This window comes from Neorhizobium sp. NCHU2750 (assembly GCF_003597675.1).
Taxonomy (GTDB): domain Bacteria; phylum Pseudomonadota; class Alphaproteobacteria; order Rhizobiales; family Rhizobiaceae; genus Neorhizobium.
Genome location: NZ_CP030827.1, coordinates 4,236,556 through 4,253,507 on the forward strand (window position 1 = coordinate 4,236,556; position 16,952 = coordinate 4,253,507).

Consider the following 16,952-nt stretch of genomic DNA (forward strand, 5'->3'; position numbering starts at 1 on the left):
GGAAAAGATGACCGAACTCGAAACATTGAAGAGCGCGCTCCTGGCCGAGATTGCCGAAGCCGGCGACGAAGCGACGATCGAGGCTGTGCGCGTCTCGGCTCTGGGCAAGAAGGGGTCCGTCTCCGAACTCCTGAAGACGCTCGGCTCCATGACGCCGGAAGAGCGCCAGACCCGCGGCGCCGCGATCAACGCGCTGAAGAACGAGATCACCGATGCCATCACGGCGCGCAAGACCGTGCTGAAGGATGCCGCGATCGATGCGCGCCTCAAGGCCGAGACACTCGACGTGTCGCTGCCGGTCCGCTCTTCGCCGGCCGAACGTGGCCGTATCCATCCGATCAGCCAGATCGTCGACGAGATCACCGCCGTCTTCGCCGACATGGGTTTCTCCATCGCCGAAGGCCCGGATGTCGAGACCGACTATTATAACTTCACCGCGCTGAATTTTCCCGAAGGTCACCCGGCGCGCGAGATGCACGACACCTTCTTCTTCCAGCCGGATGAAAAGGGCGAGCGCAAGGTGCTGCGCACTCACACCTCGCCGGTCCAGGTCCGCACCATGGAAGCACAGGATCCGCCGATCCGCATCGTCATTCCCGGCAAGACCTACCGCCAGGATTCGGACGCCACCCACTCGCCGATGTTCCATCAGGTCGAAGGCCTCGTCATCGACCGGAAGTCGAATGTCGGCAACATGCGCTGGGTTCTGGAAGAGTTCTGCAAGGCCTTCTTCGAAGTGCCGTCGGTGACGATGCGCTTCCGCCCGTCCTTCTTCCCCTTCACCGAACCGTCCTTCGAGGTCGATATCCAGTGCGACCGCTCCGGCCCGATCGTCAAGTTCGGCGAGGGCACCGACTGGATGGAAATTTTGGGCTGCGGCATGGTCCATCCGAACGTGCTGCGCTCCGGCGGGCTCGATCCGGACGAATACCAGGGCTTTGCCTGGGGCATGGGCCTCGACCGCATCGCCATGCTGAAATACGGCATGCCCGACCTGCGCGACTTCTTCAACGCCGATGTCCGCTGGATGAACCATTACGGCTTCCGCCCGCTCGACATGCCGACATTGTTCGGTGGTCTGAGCCAGTAAGGAAGGGATAAAACAATGAAATTCACGCTTTCCTGGCTCAAGGATCATCTTGAGACCGACGCCACGCTGGACCAGATCTGCGAGCGCCTCACCGCAATCGGCCTCGAAGTCGATGACGTCGATGACAAGGCTGTCTACAAGCCCTTCGTCATTGCCAAAGTCCTGTCCGCCGAACAGCATCCGGAAGCCGACCGCCTCAAGGTCCTGTCCGTCGATGCCGGCCCCGGCGTCAATGGCGGCAAGCCGCTGCAGATCGTCTGCGGCGCGCCGAATGCCCGCGCCGGTCTGGTCGGCGCATTGGCACGTCCGGGCGACTATGTTCCCGGCATCGACGTGACGCTCGGCGTCGGCAAGATCCGTGGCGTCGAAAGCCATGGCATGATGTGCTCCGAAAAGGAGCTCAACATGTCCGACGATCATAACGGCATCATCGACCTGCCGGTGGATGCGCCCATCGGCACCTCCTTTGCCGCCTATGCCGGCATCGACGATCCGGTCATCGACATCAACCTGACGCCGAACCGCCCGGATTGCACCTCGATCTACGGCATCGCCCGCGATCTCGCCGCCTCCGGTCTCGGCACGCTGAAGGTCCCGGCCAAGCCGGAGCTGAAGCTCGACGGCGACACCACTGTCGGCCTAACGATCGATCTCGACGATGAAAAGCTCTGCCCCGGCTTCGGCCTGCGCCTCGTGCGCGGCGTCAGGAACGGCCCGAGCCCGGCCTGGATGCAGACCCGCCTCAAGGCGATCGGCCTTCGCCCGATCAACGCGCTGGTCGACATCACCAACTACATGACCTTCGACCAGGGCCGCCCGATGCACGTCTTCGACGCTGCCAAGGTGAAGGGCAGCCTCACCGTCCGCCGCGCCAACGAAGGCGAGACGGTTCTGGCGCTCGATACCCGCGAATACAAGCTCGGCCCGAACAATGTCGTCATCGCCGATGACAACGGCGTCGAATCGATCGGCGGCATCATGGGCGGCGAACATTCCGGCTGCGATGAAAATACCGTCGACGTGCTGATCGAGAGCGCACTCTGGGACCCGATCAACATCGCCAAGTCCGGCCGCGTGCTCGGCATCATCACCGATGCGCGCTACCGCTTCGAACGCGGCGTCGATCCCGAGTACATGATCCCCGGCCTCGACCGCACGACGCAGCTCGTCCTCGAGCTTTGCGGCGGCACGCCGGCCAAGGAAAAGATCGTCGGTTACAAGGGCTATGACGCGAAAACCGTCGATTTCCCCTTCTCGGAAGTCAAGCGCCTGACCGGCCTCGACGTCTCGACCGAGGAAAGCCGGCAAATCCTCACCCGCCTCGGCTTTGTCGTCGAAGGTTCTGGTGAACGTGTTTCCGTCAAGGTTCCGTCCTGGCGCCCGGATGTCGATGGCAAGGCCGATCTGGTCGAAGAGGTCATGCGCATCCACGGCGTCGACAACATCAAGCCGGAGCCACTGGAAAATCTCGGCACGGTGAATGGCCGCATCCTGACCACGCTGCAGGTCCGCACCCGCACCGCCAAGCGCGCGCTCGCCTCGCGCGGCATGCTGGAGGCGGTCACCTGGTCGTTTATCTCCGAAGAGCAGGCAAAGCTGTTCGGCGGCGGCTCGTCGGCGCTGAAGCTCGCCAACCCGATTGCCGCCGATATGTCCGACATGCGCCCCTCGCTTCTGCCGGGCCTTTTGACGGCTGCCCAGCGCAATGCCGACAAGGGTTTTGGCGATGTGGCCATCTTCGAAGTATCGGGCACCTACGAGACTGATACGCCGGAAGGCCAGCGTCGCGTCGCAGGCGGTATCCGCCGCGGCACCGCCTCGATCAACGGCGCAGGCCGCATGTGGTCGAATGCCCAGAAGGGCGGCGGCAAGCCGGTCGACGTGTTCGATGCCAAGGCCGATGCGCTGGCGGTGATCGAAGCCTGCGGCCTGCCCATGGCCAATGTCCAGATCGAGCAGGGCGGTCCTTCGTGGTATCATCCGGGCCGCTCCGGCACGATCAAGATGGGCCCGAAGGTCGTGCTCGGCTACTTCGGCGAATTCCATCCGAAGACGCTCTCGGCGCTTGACGTATCGGGTGCGCTCGCCGGTTTCGAAGTCTATCTCGACGCCATGCCCGAGCCGAAGAAGAAGGCGACCCGCACCAAGCCGGGCCTCGAGCTTTCGCCCTTCCAGGCGGTCAAGCGCGACTTCGCCTTCGTCGTCGGCTCAGAGATAGAGGCAGGAACGATCGTCAAGGCGGCCACCAGTGCCGACCGCAAGCTGATCACTGGCGTCAATGTCTTCGACGTCTTCGAAGGCGCCTCGCTTGGTGAGGGCAGGAAGTCGATCGCCATCGAGGTTCTCATCCAGCCGGTCGACAAGACTATGACCGACGAGGATTTCGAGGCCCTGACGGCCAAGATCGTCGCCAATGTCGAAAAGACGACGGGCGGTGTTCTGCGCGCCTGATTTCGGGTGGTGCAAACTTCCTCTGCAAATTAGCCTGCTCCTTCGGGGGGCAGGCTTTTTACTTTGGAGACAGGATGCGCAAGCCGAATTCGATGAAGGGCCTCGAAGACCTCGGCCGTAAGCGGCTGTCGAGGAACTTTTTCTTCCGCGATTTTCTGCATTCCGAAATCGCCGATTTCTATCGCATTCCGAATATCCCCGACGATCCGGATCTCGCCATCGCGGCAGGACGCCATCTCTGCGAGGAATTGCTGGAACCGTTGCAGGCCACGTTCGGCCGGCTGCATATCCGGTCCGCCTATCGCTCGGCAGAGGTCAACGAATACGGCAACCGCAACGGGCTCAACTGCGCCTCGAACGCGTCGAGCGCCGCCGGGCATATCTGGGACATGCGCGATGCCGAGGGCCGCATCGGCGCCACGGCCTGTATCGTCATTCCATGGGCATGGGACAATCATCAGCAGGAGGGTGACTGGCGAAGGATCGCCTGGTGGATCCACGATCATTTGCCCTATTCGCATATGGAGTTTTTCCCCAAACTCTGGGCCTTCAACATCCAGTGGCACGAACGACCGAAGCGCGTCATTTCAAGCTATGCCAAGCCGCGCGGCGTGCTGACGAAGCCGGGCATGGCCAACCACGACAGCAATCACGCGGAGTGCTACGCCGGCTTTCCCACGCTCGCGACCTGATCGCCGGTGAGACGGTATGCTCTGCGGTCACGAATGAAGGTAGTAGACCTTGGAGACGATCAGCCAGCGGCCATCGACTTTCAAGAGCGACAGATAATCCGAAAACCGCATGCCGGCGAACTCGTCGACCACCTTGACCGTCGCCGCGTCGCCCGTCACGTCGATCGCCTCGATCTGGATCAGCGTCTTTGATCCATTGTCCGTCGCCCCCTCGGATGAGACGGCATCGATGAACTCGTTGAGCGACAGCCACTCGACCTCGCCCCGGTAGTTGCCGATGATCGAGGCCTTCGGGTGAAAGGCTTTTCTGAGCGCACCCGCATGGGCAAGCGCCATGCCGTCGACATAGAGATGGACGACCGCTTCGACTGATTGTTCTTCCGACATCGCTGAATTCCTCCCACCTCCGACTATAGCAAAGCCGGAGACGGGAGCAACGTTGCGTTGTATCTGTGACATCGGCCCGAAAACCGACGCTACTTTCGGAAAGCGCGATGCGCGGCGATCTAGCTCAGCGCTTCGGCGTCCATGTCGCGGTGGCGCCATAGCGTGCACCGGCGATCTTGTCCGGCGACAGCATGTCGTCGAGCTTTGCGATTTCCTCGCTGGTGAGCTCCACATCGGTTGCCGCAACATTCTGTTCGAGGTTGGGGATTTTGCGCGCACCGGGGATCGGCACGATGAAATCGCCCTTGGCCAGAACCCAGGCGAGCGCCAGCTGCGCCGCACTTGCGCCCTTTGCCGCCGCCATCTCCTCGATGAGTTTTACCAAAGCCATATTGGCAGCCATATTGGCCTCTTCGAAACGCGGCATGTTCCGGCGCATGTCATGGGCGGCCATTTCCGACGTACTCGTCAACTTGCCGGTCAGGAACCCGCGACCGAGCGGGCTGAACGGCACGAAGCCGATGTCAAGCTCGCGGCAGGTATCGAGAATGTCGCCTTCCGGATCGCGGGTCCACAGCGAATATTCGCTCTGCAAGGCTGTGATCGGGTGAACCTTGTGGGCGCGGCGGATGAGATCGGAGCTTGCTTCCGAAAGGCCGAGCGTCCTCACCTTGCCTTCCTTCACCAGCTCGCTCATGGCGCCCACCGTATCTTCGATCGGCACGTTCGGATCGGGACGGTGCTGGTAGAACAGGTCGATCACCTCGATGCCGAGCCGCTTCAGCGATGCTTCCGCCACTTCGCGCACATGTTCCGGCCGGCTGTCGAGCCCGACCATCGCCGAACCGTCGGTCTTCGACGTGTCGATCTTGAAGCCGAACTTGGTGGCGATCGTCACGCGGTCGCGATAGGGCTTCAGCGCCTTGCCCACCAGTTCCTCGTTGACGAACGGGCCATAGACTTCGGCCGTATCGAAGAAGGTGACGCCGAGATCGACGGCGCGGTGAAGTGTCCTGATCGAGCTTGCCTCGTCCTGACCGCCATAGGCATGGCTCATGCCCATGCATCCGAGGCCGATGGCGGAAACTTCGAGGTCTTTTCCGAGTGTGCGGGTTTTCATGTTTGAGATCCTTCCGGAAAACATTGGGCCGGATCAGAGCCGGCGACATGACATAGATAGGACAGTTTCGGGCCGAGGATAATCGCTGCAATCGAGCGCGGCTTGTTCTAAAAGATAGAACAATGAAGAGAACCCAGCTTTCCCAACTCGCCGTCTTCGCCGCCGTCGCCGAGGCGCGCAGCTTTCGCGCCGCCGCCCGTGAACTGGGCATTGCGCCTTCAGCGGTCAGCCATTCCGTATCGTCGCTGGAGGCAAGCCTTGGCCTCAGGCTCCTTGCCCGCACGACGCGCAGCGTCGCGCCGACCGAAGAGGGCAGGCGGCTGCTCGACACCCTGGCGCCGGCGCTCGGCGATATAGGTGCAACGCTCGATGGTCTCGCCGAGCGGGGTGACCGCCCTGCCGGCCCGCTGCGCATCACCATGACGCGGCTTGCCGCCGAAGACCTGATCGTTCCCCGCAGCGCGGAATTCCTTAACCTCTATCCTGAAATCGAGCTCGACCTGACGACCGATGACCGGTTCGAGGATGTGGTCGCCGGCGGCTATGATGCGGGCTTGCGGCTCGGTGAACATCTGGAGCAGGACATGGTGGCGGTGAGGGCTGGTCCGCGCATCACCGGGGCGATCGTCGCATCTGCCGGCTATTTCGAGACACATCCGACCCCACGCCATCCGGGTGACCTTCTGGCGCATCGCTGCATCCGTCGCCGTTTCGGCAGCGGCGCCATTTATCGCTGGGAACTGGAAAAGGACGGCAAGCCGATTGTCGTCGATGTGCGCGGCCCGCTGATCCTCACCGACCAGACATTGATCCGCCGTGCCGCGCTCGATGGCGCAGGGCTCGCCTATATATTCAACCAGCGTGTCGCCGAGGATATATCGGAAGGACGGCTTATCCGCGTGCTGGAAGACTGGTGTCAGCCCTTCGACGGCTTCTACATCTATTACCCCTCGCGCCGGCAGATGCGCCCGGCGCTGAGGGCCTTCGTGGATTTCTTCCGCCATAGCGACTGATCGCCCGGCGCAGCTTCTTATGCGCAGATCAGGCGCTGGCCGCGTTGAGCAGCTTCATCTGGTCGGCGGAGAGCTTGAGCCTGCCCGCTGCAATCAGCGTGTCGAGCTGGCGGTCGTTGGTGGCGCTGGCGATCGGGGCCGTAACGCCCGGGCGCTGGGCAATCCAGGCAAGCGCGACGGAAGCCGGGTGTGAATGCGTCTCGGCCGCAACTTCATCGAGCGCGGCGAGAATGCGCATGCCCCGCTCGTCGAAATATTTCGCCACCATGCCGCCCCGGCTGGTTCCCTCGCTATCCGCCTTGCTCTTGTACTTGCCGGTCAGGAAGCCGGAGGCGAGGCTGAAATAGGTGATGACGCCGATATCCTGCGCGTTGCAAAGATCCGCCAGAGCGCCGTCCAGACCGGCACGATTGTAGAGATTATACTCCGGCTCCAGCACGTCATAGCGCGGCAACCCGGCCTTCTCCGCTGCCTCCAGCGAGGCCGCAAGCTGGCTGGCATCGAAGTTGGAGCAGCCGATCGCGCGGATCTTGCCCTGTTCCTTCAGCGTCGCGAAGGCGGAAAGCGTTTCTTCATGGGGTGTCTGCGGGTCGGGCCAGTGCGACAGGTAAAGATCGATATAATCGCTCTGCAGCCGCTTCAGCGATCCTTCGACCGCTTCGATGACATGGGCTCTGGAAAGCCCTTTCTCCATGGCGGCACCCTTCGGGGTGGAGCCAACCTTGGTGATGACCACCACCTCGTCACGCGGACGGCCGGACTGTTTCAGCCATTTGCCGATAATGATCTCCGATTCGCCGCCGCCATTTCCCGGCGCCCAGCCGGAATAGCAGTCTGCGGTATCGATCGTGTCGAACCCGGCGTCGAAGAACTTGTCGAGCAGACCGAAGGAGGTTTTCTCGTCTGCCGTCCAGCCAAATACGTTGCCGCCGAAAACGACGGGCGAAATGGAAAGGCCGGTCCGGCCGAGTACGCGCAGGTCCATGATATGCTCCAGATATCCATTGCGGGAAGGAACCGGCGAATGCCGGTTCCTCCTGATTTATGACCATCGATGCGGCGATCAAACGGCGTCCACGGTCACGAAGTCGTTAGCTCCTTCGGGTTCAGACAGCCTCGTTGAGCAGCTTCATCTGCGCGTCGGTGAGCTGCAGCTTGCCGGCATCGAAGATCGAGGTGAGCTGCCTGAGGCTGGTGGCGCTGGCAATCGGTGCGGTGATGCCCGGACGGCTGCCGACCCAGGCGATGGCGATGGATGCCAGGCTCGCCCCCGTCTCGCTGGCAACCTGATCGAGCGCCGCCAGCACCTTCATGCCCTTGTCGTTGATGTAGTCGGGGATGCGATAACCGCGGGCGCTGCCCGTCGCGTCCTCCGGCTTGCGATACTTGCCGGTGAGGAAGCCTGCCGCCAGCGCATAATAGCTGATCACGCCGATATCCTGCGACATGCAGAGCTCCGCCAAAGCACCCTCGAACTTGTCGCGGGTATAGAGATTATATTCCGGCTGCAGCACGTCGTAACGCGGCAGGCCGTTCTTCTCGGCCGCATCGAGCGAGGCCTTGAGCTGTTCAGCGCTGAAATTCGAGCAGCCGATGGCGCGGATCTTGCCTTGTTCCTTCAGCTTGGCAAACGCGCCGAGCGTTTCTTCATGCGGTGTCTCGTCATCGGGAAAATGCGACAGGTAGAGATCGATGTAATCGGTCTTCAGCCGCTTCAGAGAGGCTTCCGCCGCTTCCATCACCCAGCGTGCCTTCAGCTTGTCCTCGCTCATTGAAGGATGGCCGACCTTGGTAACGATGATCGCCTTGTCGCGTGCCACCGAGCCGCGCTTCAGCCAGTTGCCGATCACGGTCTCGCTCTCGCCGCCCTGATGGCCCGGCACCCATTTCGAATAGACATCCGCCGTGTCGATCGTGTTGAAGCCTGCGCCGAAAAACGCATCGAGCAGCTCGAAAGAGGTCTTTTCATCGGCAGTCCAGCCGAAAACATTGCCACCGAAGACGACGGGGGAAATCGACAGGCCGGTACGGCCGAGTTTGCGCAACTCCATGATATTCTCCAGATTTCTGCGTTGAGAGGGGATACGGAGGGGGCTCAAGTTAACCCAAACGCGATTGGCCGCAATCCTTTAAATTGGCCCGCGCGTGCCTTTTTCGAGATTGCCGGGGTAATGCCGGAGATGACGCATTGAACCCTGCCGGCTCGCACCCTAATCTTGCCGCAACATGTGCGAAGGGAGAGAGCGATGTTGCGTTTCGGGATTTTGTCGACGGCAAGGATTGCCAGGGATGCGGTTATGCCGGCGCTACAGGATGCGGAAAACTGCGTGGTCACCGCGGTTGCCAGCCGCGACATGGCAAAGGCGCGTGCGCTCGCCGACCGTTTCGGCGCACCGCATGCCTTCGGTTCCTATGACGAAATGCTGGCCTCCGACACGATCGACGCGGTCTATATCCCGCTGCCGACCAGCCAGCATGTCGAATGGGCGATCAAAGCTGCCGATGCCGGCAAGCATGTCCTCGTCGAAAAGCCGCTGGCGTTGAAGGCATCCGAGATCGAGCCGCTGATTGCAGCCCGCGACAGGAACCGCGTCATGGTCTCCGAAGCCTTCATGGTCACCTATGCGCCGGTCTGGCTGAAGGTGAGGGAGCTTCTGAAAGAGGGCGCGATCGGCGAACTGAAACACGTCCAGGGCGCCTTCAGCTATTTCAACCGCGATGCCGCCAACATGCGCAACATCCCCGAACTCGGCGGTGGTGCGCTGCCGGATATCGGCGTCTATCCGACGATTGCCACCCGCTTTTCGACCGGCAGCGAGCCCCGGCGCGTGCAGGCGGTGGTCCGCCGCGATCCCGATTTCGGCACCGACATCTATGCCAGCGTCAAGGCGGATTTCGGCTCGTTCGAGATGAGTTTCTACGTCGCGACCCAGATGGCCAACCGGCAGGTCATGGTCTTCCACGGCACGGAGGGTTACATCGAGGTCAAGTCACCCTTCAACGCCGATCGCTGGGGCCCCGAGGAAATCGAGCTCTCCAACCAGAAACACACGGTCTCGCAGATCTTCCGCTTCCAGGACAGCCGCCAGTACCGGCGCCAGGCGGAAGCCTTTGCCAGGGCAGTCGCCGGCGAGGAGGCGGACGTCGTGACGCTGGAAAACTCGGTGATGAACCAGCGCTTCATCGATGCCGTCTATCGCGCCGGCCAGCATGACGGCTGGGAAACCGTCTGACCTAGAGCCTTTCCTGGTTAAATTGAAACGCTCTGTTGGCTCAAGCGGAGTCGCATGGTCGACCGGCAGGCGCGCGTCGTAGCCAAGGCTTACGGCCAAGCCGGCCGGTCGATCAGGCGGCCCGCTTCAGCCAACCCGAAGGGCCGGGCATCTTTCCGCCAGGATCAAAGGCGATCGGCTCGGACGTACCGTGGGGTATGCCCGTCGCCAATCGCCTTTGCCCTGTCGAAAACCTGCTCCGGCAGAGCGCTTCAATTTAACCAGGAAAGGCTCTAGCCCCGCCGCGGGTTCTTGTGGCGGAAGACGAAGCGGGAATAGCCGAAGAAGCTGTAGAGCGTTGCGGCGGCCGAGGCGAACACGATCGCCACCGCCGGCTGGATCGGCGCGCGCGCAATCAGCGTCGAATAGATCGCATAGTTGATCAGTGCCGAGGTAATCCCGACCGCCCAGTAGCGAAACCCCTCGACCGCCAGCGAATGTGGCGAGGGTTCGAATGTGCGGTTGCGATTGACGAACCAGGTGAAGCTCATCGCGCCCATGATCGCCGGGATACGCGAGAGGAACGGCCCGATCGGCGTATAGGTCAAAAGGATGTGGTTGACGCCGACATCGATCAGGAAGCCGATGCCGCCGGCAAACAGGAACCATAAAATCCGTTTCATGCCGCGCTCTTTGCGCCTGTTGTTCGGTCATCGGCCGGGACTGACAGGGGCGCGTGTTCGCCGAGCGGCAGGCTCATATAATGGATGCGCAGCTGTTCGGCATGGGAGCGCGAGACGGAATCGAGAATGAGGCCGGCGGTGAACATCAGCGACGAGAGAACCATCAGCACCAGCGAGAAGACCCAGGTCGGCATGCGTTCGACGAGACCGGTCTCGAAATAGGAGACGAGCACGGGTGCCATGAAGATCAGGCTCGCGGCCATGAAGGCGGCGCTGATGGCGCCGAAAAAGGCGAAGGGCCGCGTTTCCTTCATCAGCATGGCGAACATCCAGAGGATTTTGGCGCCGTCGCGATAGGTCGAAAGCTTGGAATGCGACCCTTCCGGGCGACGTCCGTAATCGAGTTCGATCTCGGCCACCGGCAATTTCAGCCGCGATGCATGGACCGACATTTCCGTCTCGATCTCGAACCCGCCGGAAACGGCCGGGAAACTTTTCACGAAGCGGCGCGAAAAGGCGCGGTAGCCGGAGAATATGTCGGTGAAGTCGCGTCCGAAGATCGCCCGGTAGAGGATGTTGAACAGCCGGTTTCCGGCCGCATGGCCCTGCCGCCCGGCATCGTCGTGCACGCCGCGGCGCGTGCCCACCACCATGTCGGCACGCTCGGTCAACAGGATACGGATGAGTTCCTCCGCATCCTTCGGCGAATAGGTGCCGTCGCCATCGGCCATGATGTAGAGATCGGCCTCGATATCGGCGAACATCCGGCGTACCACATGGCCCTTGCCCTGGCGCCGCTCGCGCATCACCTCGGCACCCGCCAGCATAGCCTTCAGCGCCGTGCCATCGGTGGAGTTGTTGTCATAGACATAGATGCGAGCGGAAGGCAGCGTCTCGCGAAAGCCGCGGACCACCCCGTCGATCGTCGATGCTTCGTTATAGCAGGGGATCAGCACGGCAACGGCCAGATTGCCGGCGATGTTGGCGACCTGAGGGCCGGGCGCAAGGCCGGCAGGGGGACTCATGGGGGCGTCGATCATGACTTCCACTCGATACACAGAAAATCTCCGGCAGACGTCTCTCGCCGGTCCGTTTTACTATTTCTTGGGAAGGTTAAGTTTAGGTTTGCGCCGTTTTCATATGGGCACGAAACGGGCAATGAATGACCGATACAATGGCAGATGAGACCTCCCGGCCGCATGCCACCTCTCTTTCCGGCCGGCTCATGTCGAGGCTTGTGCCTTCGGCCTTTCTCTACTGGCTCGTCACATCGGTCTTCATGCTGCTGATCCTGGTGCCGAAGGCCAAGGATTGGATCGGCCCCGACAACGATGATTCCATGCGGCTCGTCGAGATCCGCGATTGGCTGGGTGGCCAGGGCTGGTACGATATGATGCAGTACCGGCTGGGGCTCGAAGGCGGCACGCTGATGCATTGGTCGAGGCTGATCGATGCGCCGGTCGGCTTTCTGATCACGCTGTTTTCGCTCTTCTTGCCCGTCGGCACTGCCGAGAACATGGCGGCCACGGTCTGGCCGCTTCTCCTCGCTTTCCCCGCCTTCCTCGGGCTTGGCCTTGCCGGCCGGCGCCTCGGCGGCGAACTGGCCGGTCGGCAGACGATGCATGTCGCGCTCGGCCTCGGCGCCATCTACGTATTCACCTGCAGCAAGTTTCGCCCCGGTGCACTCGATCATCACAATGCCCAGCTCGCGCTGACCATCGGTATTGCCGCCCTGCTGGCCGATCGTGGTGCCGGGCGTATCGGCCATGCTGCGGCCGGCCTGGCCGTAGCGCTTGCCATCGCCATCGGTGCGGAGACCATGCCATACGTCGCCGTCGCATGCCTTTGCGTCGCAATCCGCTGGATCTGGCAGGGACATAAGTTTGCTCCGGCGGCCCGCGCTTTCGGTCTGGCATTGGCTCTCGCAATCAGCGCCGCCTTTGTCGGTACCATTCCGCCGCATCTCTATGCCTCGGTTACCTGCGACAATCTCTCGCTCGGCTTCTACTCGCTATCGGCGATCGGCGGCATAGGCCTGTTCGGTCTGACCTATCTGCCGGCACTGGCAGGGTTTGCGATGCGCATCGTCGCGGCTCTCGTGTTTGGCGCGGTCCTGGCTGTGGTGGCGGTAGTTGTTGCACCCCAATGCCTGGGAAGCCCGCTCGCCAATCTCGATCCGCTGCTGGTCGATCTATGGCTGAGTGCGGTGACGGAAGCGCGGCCGATCACCGCGGAAATCAGGATCGAGCCGGATGCCGCCGCCGGGTTCTATCTCGTCGGCATGTTTGCCATGCTGATCTGTATCGCCCGGATAAGGCAGGGCAGGGCGCGCGGTGCACACCTCCTCTTCCTGGCTCTGATCGGCGTTTCATGGGCCGTATCACTGGTGCAGGTGCGCGGCGCCTTGTTTGCCAATCTGTTGAGCATTCCGCCCTTTGCCCTTTTGATCGCGGATCTCCGTCAGAAGGTGCGGGAAGACCAGAAGGACATCAAGGCGGCGCTCGCATTCGTCTTGACCACGTTTGCATCAGTCCCTTTCTTCTGGGCCTTCATCGGCGTGGGGGGCAACATGGCGATAGCATCCTTCGGCAACGATGTTGCACCGGCCGAAAACAAGGATGGGGCAGACGCGTGCGGCGATAGCGCCGATATGGCTGCTTTGCGCGCAATGGCGCCCGGCCTGGTCGCCGCGCCTTCCAATAACGGTGCGGAAATCCTGCGCTTTACCCCCCAGCGGGTGCTGACAGGACCGTATCACCGCAACCAGGCCGGCATGCTGGCCGAGCTTCACCTCGGAATGGCATCGCCCGCTGACGCGGAGGAAATGCTCAAATCTGACGGTGTCTCGATTGTCGCGTTCTGCAAGGGAGATCCGCAGACCGGATATCTTATCTCGATGAAGCCGGACGGGCTTTATGCCGCGCTCGCGCAGGGCAAGGTTCCCGACTACCTCTCTCCCGTCCACTCAGACGGAAAATTCCAGCTTTTCACGGTTAATGCCTCTGACCCGAAATAGATCAGGCGTGGCGAAAACTATGAATGAGCGCTCCGGCAACGATAAGGTTGACGAGACCGAAATTGAAGCCGAGAATAGCGATGATGAGGCCGGTCAGGGTCGTGGCCCCGCATAGGGCAGCCACGAGAAAGACAACAGGAATGAGCAGCGCAGCCGCGATAATCGAGGCGATGTTGCGTGTCAGGCCTGCCATGAGGCCAATGGATGTTGCCGTAAGGAAAAGCACGGCGAATCTCCTTCCTTTGTGTCGGAGATCGTATATCCCATCACCCGCTAATAAAGGCTTGCAAGTCATGCCTAACGGCGGGTCTTCATATTTGCTACGATTGTCCGAACACTGTTAAGACTTGGGTCGCATCTTCATGAACCTGAGTCTTATCCCCCTCTTTGGCTGAACGTTGCTGCGTGAGCCGGGTTCCATTATTTCTCCGCAGATGCGTCAAAACAATGCGACGATTGCACTCGCGCTCGTGCCGGTTGAAAGCACCTGAGTAACCCTCAGCGGCAGGAACGAGCCGGCGGAAACGCCTGCAAATGTCAGCGTATCGCCGGACAGCATCCGGACGGCAAGCGTGCCCGCATTGCCGACGAAAAGCGCGCGGCTGGTGGTGGATAGGCTTTCCGTGTCACTCGGCGTGACCGTGATGCCGGCCGATGCCGGGCTTGAAAGCGAAGGCTGGGTATTGGCGAATGGGTCGGTCATTATCTGCTCTCCGGTTCGATGTGGAATGATCATTGCACAACCCTGAGGGGCGGGGACGAAGGCAAGTCAAAATTCTGCCTGAGCAACCGTTTGATTTGGGTCCGGCTCGTCCACATCAAACCGCGCGCATAAGGGTGAAATCCGCCGCCTTATCGGTTAGAACGCTTGCATGAGCAGCACGTTCGCCAGCGACGCCCCCGGCAATGCCCAGAGCAATCTGACCGAATTTTCGGTGTCGGAACTTTCCGGCTCGATCAAGCGCACCGTCGAAAACACTTTCGACCACGTCCGGGTAAAGGGCGAGATTTCCGGCTATAGAGGCCCTCATTCCTCCGGTCACGCCTATTTCAGCCTGAAAGACGATCGCGCCCGCATCGATGCGGTGGTCTGGAAAGGCACCTTCTCGCGCCTGCGGTTCCGGCCCGAAGAGGGCATGGAAGTCATCGCCACCGGTAAGGTGACGACCTTCCCGGGATCGTCCAAATACCAGATCGTCATCGAGAACTTGGAGCCGGCAGGTGCCGGCGCGCTGATGGCGCTGCTCGAAGAACGGCGGCGCAAGCTTGCTGCCGAAGGCCTGTTCGACCAGAACCGCAAGCGGCCGCTTCCCTATCTGCCCCGCGTTATCGGCGTGGTGACCTCGCCCACCGGCGCCGTCATCCGCGATATCCTTCATCGCATTACCGATCGCTTCCCGGTCCATGTTGTGGTCTGGCCGGTCAAGGTGCAGGGCGAGGGATCGGGTGAGGAAGTCGCTGCCGCGATACGCGGCTTCAATGCCGTCGGCCCCGGAAGCCCGATGCCGCGCCCGGATGTCCTGATTGTGGCGCGTGGCGGCGGCAGCCTCGAGGATCTGTGGAGCTTCAATGACGAGATCGTCGTCAGGGCCGCAGCCGAGAGCGATATTCCGCTGATCTCCGCGGTCGGCCACGAGACCGACTGGACGCTGATCGATCACGCCGCGGATGTGCGTGCGCCGACGCCGACAGGCGCCGCCGAAATGGCCGTGCCGGTCAAGGCGGATCTCGACGCCCAGCTTTCCAATCTGTCTGCCCGCCTGCGCGCCAGCGCCTCGCGCCAGATGGATCATCGCCGCCAGGCGCTGAGGGCGCTGATGCGCGCACTCCCTTCGCTCGACCAGTTGCTGGCACTTCCCCGCCGTCGCTTCGACGAGGCGGCCATGGGGCTCGGCCGCGGGCTCGAGCGGACGACGATCGAAAAGCGCCGCAGCTTCGAGCGGGTTTCCGCCGGTCTCCGGCTTGAGCTTCTGACCAGCCGCATGCAGCAGCAGCGCCAGGCACTGTCCGATCGCCTCTTGCGCGCCGATCGCTGCGTCGAGCGGTTGCTGCTCGGAGAGAAGGGCAGGATCGCCCGCCTCGATGCATCGCTGAAGGCATTGCCGGCGCGCCTGTCCGGCCAGCTCCAGCGGGAGCACCAGAACCTCGCTGCATTGATGCGCCAGGCCGATACGGCGATCAGCCATGCCCTGTCGCGCAGCCGTGCCGCCGTGGCGAGCCAGGACCGTGTCCTGCAGTCGCTTTCCTACAAGAACGTGCTTCAGCGCGGTTATGCGGTCGTCAGGGATGCGGGGGAACGCCCGCTCACGCGCGCTGCCGGCGTGCTGCCGGGCAATCTCCTGTCGATCGAATTTGCCGACGGGCGGATTGCTGCAATATCGGGAGAGGAAGGCGAGCCGCCGGAAAGTGGGCCGGCGGTGGTGTCTCCGACACCTGCCCCGCAAAAGCGCAAGGCCGCAAAGCCGGAAGACACATCCGGGGCTCCGAAACAGGGCAGCCTGTTTTAGAAAAGAGAGGCTGGACAGCTCCAGCCAAGGTGATGATCAGGCGGCCTTCCTGGCGGCCGCGGTCTTTTTCGGGGCTTTATCGGCTTTCGGAGCCTTGATCGGCAGGGGCACCAGTTGCGTGATCTCGTCGACCAGCAGACGTGCATTGTCCTGCGCTTTGGCAAGATTGCTGACGGCGTCCGGATCGAGCGCATCGATCAGGGTGCCGGCATCGAACATGTCGCGATAGGCTGCGCGTTCGATCAGCGGGGTGGCGAGAACATCGACGCCCTGCTGTGCCAGCAGGCCCTTGACGGCAAGCAGTGCGCGCGTGGTGATGATCGAGCTGACACGGTTGAGTACTACCGAATGGGCGATGCGAATGCCGCATTCCGCATCGAGCTTCTTCAGGATATCGAGCACCTGCGCGCCACCGGCCGCATCGAGCGCGCAGCCCTGGATCGGCACAAGCACATGGTCGGAAAGGCCGAGCCCCTTGGCAAGCAATGGTGTCACGCCGCAGGGCAGGTCGACGACGATATAATCCGCCCGCTTCTTCAGGTCCTTGATGGTCTTCTCGATAGTGTCGGCATCGACATTGGCGATGATCGAGAATTTCGGCATCTTCGCCGCCCGCGTCATCCAGCGGGAAACCCATTGCTGCGGGTCGGCATCGAGCATGGCAACGCGAAAGCCGCGCCTTGCCAATTCTCCGGCTGCGACAAGCGCCATCGTGGTCTTGCCTGCTCCGCCCTTGGTATTCGCAAATGTAATCACTGGCATTCACAAACCTCCGGTTTAA

16 protein-coding genes are annotated in these 16,952 nt (G+C 62.0%); 7 read left to right on the forward strand and 9 right to left on the reverse strand.

Going from position 1 to position 16,952, the window contains the following annotated elements:
* The first annotated feature begins 7 nt into the window (after positions 1-7).
* The 3 genes from pheS to NCHU2750_RS20390 all read left to right on the forward strand — a co-directional run bounded on the left by pheS (position 8) and on the right by NCHU2750_RS20390 (position 4,233).
* Positions 8-1,090 carry a phenylalanine--tRNA ligase subunit alpha gene (gene pheS, locus NCHU2750_RS20380; protein WP_119942606.1) on the forward strand — a complete coding sequence of 361 codons (1,083 nt, stop codon included), beginning with the start codon at positions 8-10 and terminating at the stop codon, positions 1,088-1,090.
* Positions 1,091-1,105: 15 nt separating this feature from the next.
* Entirely contained in the window at positions 1,106-3,541 is a 2,436-nt protein-coding gene (gene pheT / locus NCHU2750_RS20385) for a phenylalanine--tRNA ligase subunit beta (protein ID WP_119942608.1), read from the forward strand.
* A gap of 74 nt (positions 3,542-3,615) precedes the next feature.
* On the forward strand, positions 3,616-4,233 hold the full coding sequence (locus NCHU2750_RS20390) for a hypothetical protein (RefSeq protein ID WP_119942610.1): 618 nt from the start codon (positions 3,616-3,618) through the stop codon (positions 4,231-4,233).
* A gap of 27 nt (positions 4,234-4,260) precedes the next feature.
* Here NCHU2750_RS20390 and NCHU2750_RS20395 read toward each other — a convergent pair whose 3' ends face one another.
* Together NCHU2750_RS20395 and NCHU2750_RS20400 are read right to left on the reverse strand one after the other, a co-directional pair.
* On the reverse strand, positions 4,261-4,620 hold the full coding sequence (locus NCHU2750_RS20395; protein WP_119942612.1) for a nuclear transport factor 2 family protein: 360 nt from the start codon (positions 4,618-4,620) through the stop codon (positions 4,261-4,263).
* A 124-nt stretch (positions 4,621-4,744) separates the two neighbouring features.
* Positions 4,745-5,740, reverse strand: coding sequence for an aldo/keto reductase (locus tag NCHU2750_RS20400; protein WP_119942614.1), 996 nt, complete (start codon positions 5,738-5,740; stop codon positions 4,745-4,747).
* 122 nt (positions 5,741-5,862) lie between these two features.
* On the opposite strand from NCHU2750_RS20400, the gene NCHU2750_RS20405 reads away from it, so the two are divergent.
* The gene (locus tag NCHU2750_RS20405; RefSeq protein WP_119942616.1) at positions 5,863-6,753 is read left to right on the forward strand and encodes a LysR family transcriptional regulator; all 891 of its coding nucleotides are present in this window, start codon (positions 5,863-5,865) and stop codon (positions 6,751-6,753) included.
* Positions 6,754-6,781: 28 nt separating this feature from the next.
* On the opposite strand, the gene NCHU2750_RS20410 is transcribed toward NCHU2750_RS20405, so the two are convergent.
* Positions 6,782-7,738, reverse strand: coding sequence for an aldo/keto reductase (locus NCHU2750_RS20410; RefSeq protein ID WP_119942618.1), 957 nt, complete (start codon positions 7,736-7,738; stop codon positions 6,782-6,784).
* 121 nt (positions 7,739-7,859) lie between these two features.
* On the reverse strand, positions 7,860-8,804 hold the full coding sequence (locus NCHU2750_RS20415; protein ID WP_119942620.1) for an aldo/keto reductase: 945 nt from the start codon (positions 8,802-8,804) through the stop codon (positions 7,860-7,862).
* 195 nt (positions 8,805-8,999) lie between these two features.
* On the opposite strand from NCHU2750_RS20415, the gene NCHU2750_RS20420 reads away from it, so the two are divergent.
* On the forward strand, positions 9,000-9,986 hold the full coding sequence (locus NCHU2750_RS20420) for a Gfo/Idh/MocA family protein (RefSeq protein WP_119942622.1): 987 nt from the start codon (positions 9,000-9,002) through the stop codon (positions 9,984-9,986).
* 272 nt (positions 9,987-10,258) lie between these two features.
* Here NCHU2750_RS20420 and NCHU2750_RS20435 read toward each other — a convergent pair whose 3' ends face one another.
* The gene (locus NCHU2750_RS20435) at positions 10,259-10,648 is read right to left on the reverse strand and encodes a GtrA family protein (RefSeq protein WP_119942624.1); all 390 of its coding nucleotides are present in this window, start codon (positions 10,646-10,648) and stop codon (positions 10,259-10,261) included.
* Positions 10,645-11,673: a glycosyltransferase gene (locus NCHU2750_RS20440; RefSeq protein WP_119943611.1), complete on the reverse strand. Its 1,029-nt coding sequence runs from the start codon at positions 11,671-11,673 to the stop codon at positions 10,645-10,647. The genes NCHU2750_RS20435 and NCHU2750_RS20440 overlap by 4 nt, the downstream gene beginning before the upstream one ends.
* Before the next feature lie 137 nt (positions 11,674-11,810).
* On the opposite strand from NCHU2750_RS20440, the gene NCHU2750_RS20445 reads away from it, so the two are divergent.
* A complete protein-coding gene (locus NCHU2750_RS20445; protein WP_245480292.1) occupies positions 11,811-13,664 on the forward strand; it encodes a hypothetical protein in 1,854 nt (617 codons plus the stop codon).
* A 1-nt stretch (position 13,665) separates the two neighbouring features.
* Here NCHU2750_RS20445 and NCHU2750_RS20450 read toward each other — a convergent pair whose 3' ends face one another.
* Together NCHU2750_RS20450 and NCHU2750_RS20455 are read right to left on the reverse strand one after the other, a co-directional pair.
* The gene (locus NCHU2750_RS20450) at positions 13,666-13,890 is read right to left on the reverse strand and encodes a hypothetical protein (protein ID WP_119942626.1); all 225 of its coding nucleotides are present in this window, start codon (positions 13,888-13,890) and stop codon (positions 13,666-13,668) included.
* 213 nt (positions 13,891-14,103) lie between these two features.
* Positions 14,104-14,367 carry a spike base protein, RCAP_Rcc01079 family gene (locus NCHU2750_RS20455; RefSeq protein ID WP_119942628.1) on the reverse strand — a complete coding sequence of 88 codons (264 nt, stop codon included), beginning with the start codon at positions 14,365-14,367 and terminating at the stop codon, positions 14,104-14,106.
* Positions 14,368-14,536: 169 nt separating this feature from the next.
* On the opposite strand from NCHU2750_RS20455, the gene xseA reads away from it, so the two are divergent.
* Positions 14,537-16,171: an exodeoxyribonuclease VII large subunit gene (gene xseA / locus NCHU2750_RS20460; protein ID WP_119942630.1), complete on the forward strand. Its 1,635-nt coding sequence runs from the start codon at positions 14,537-14,539 to the stop codon at positions 16,169-16,171.
* 36 nt (positions 16,172-16,207) lie between these two features.
* Here xseA and NCHU2750_RS20465 read toward each other — a convergent pair whose 3' ends face one another.
* Positions 16,208-16,933 carry an AAA family ATPase gene (locus NCHU2750_RS20465; RefSeq protein WP_119942632.1) on the reverse strand — a complete coding sequence of 242 codons (726 nt, stop codon included), beginning with the start codon at positions 16,931-16,933 and terminating at the stop codon, positions 16,208-16,210.
* Positions 16,934-16,952: the final 19 nt, after the last annotated feature.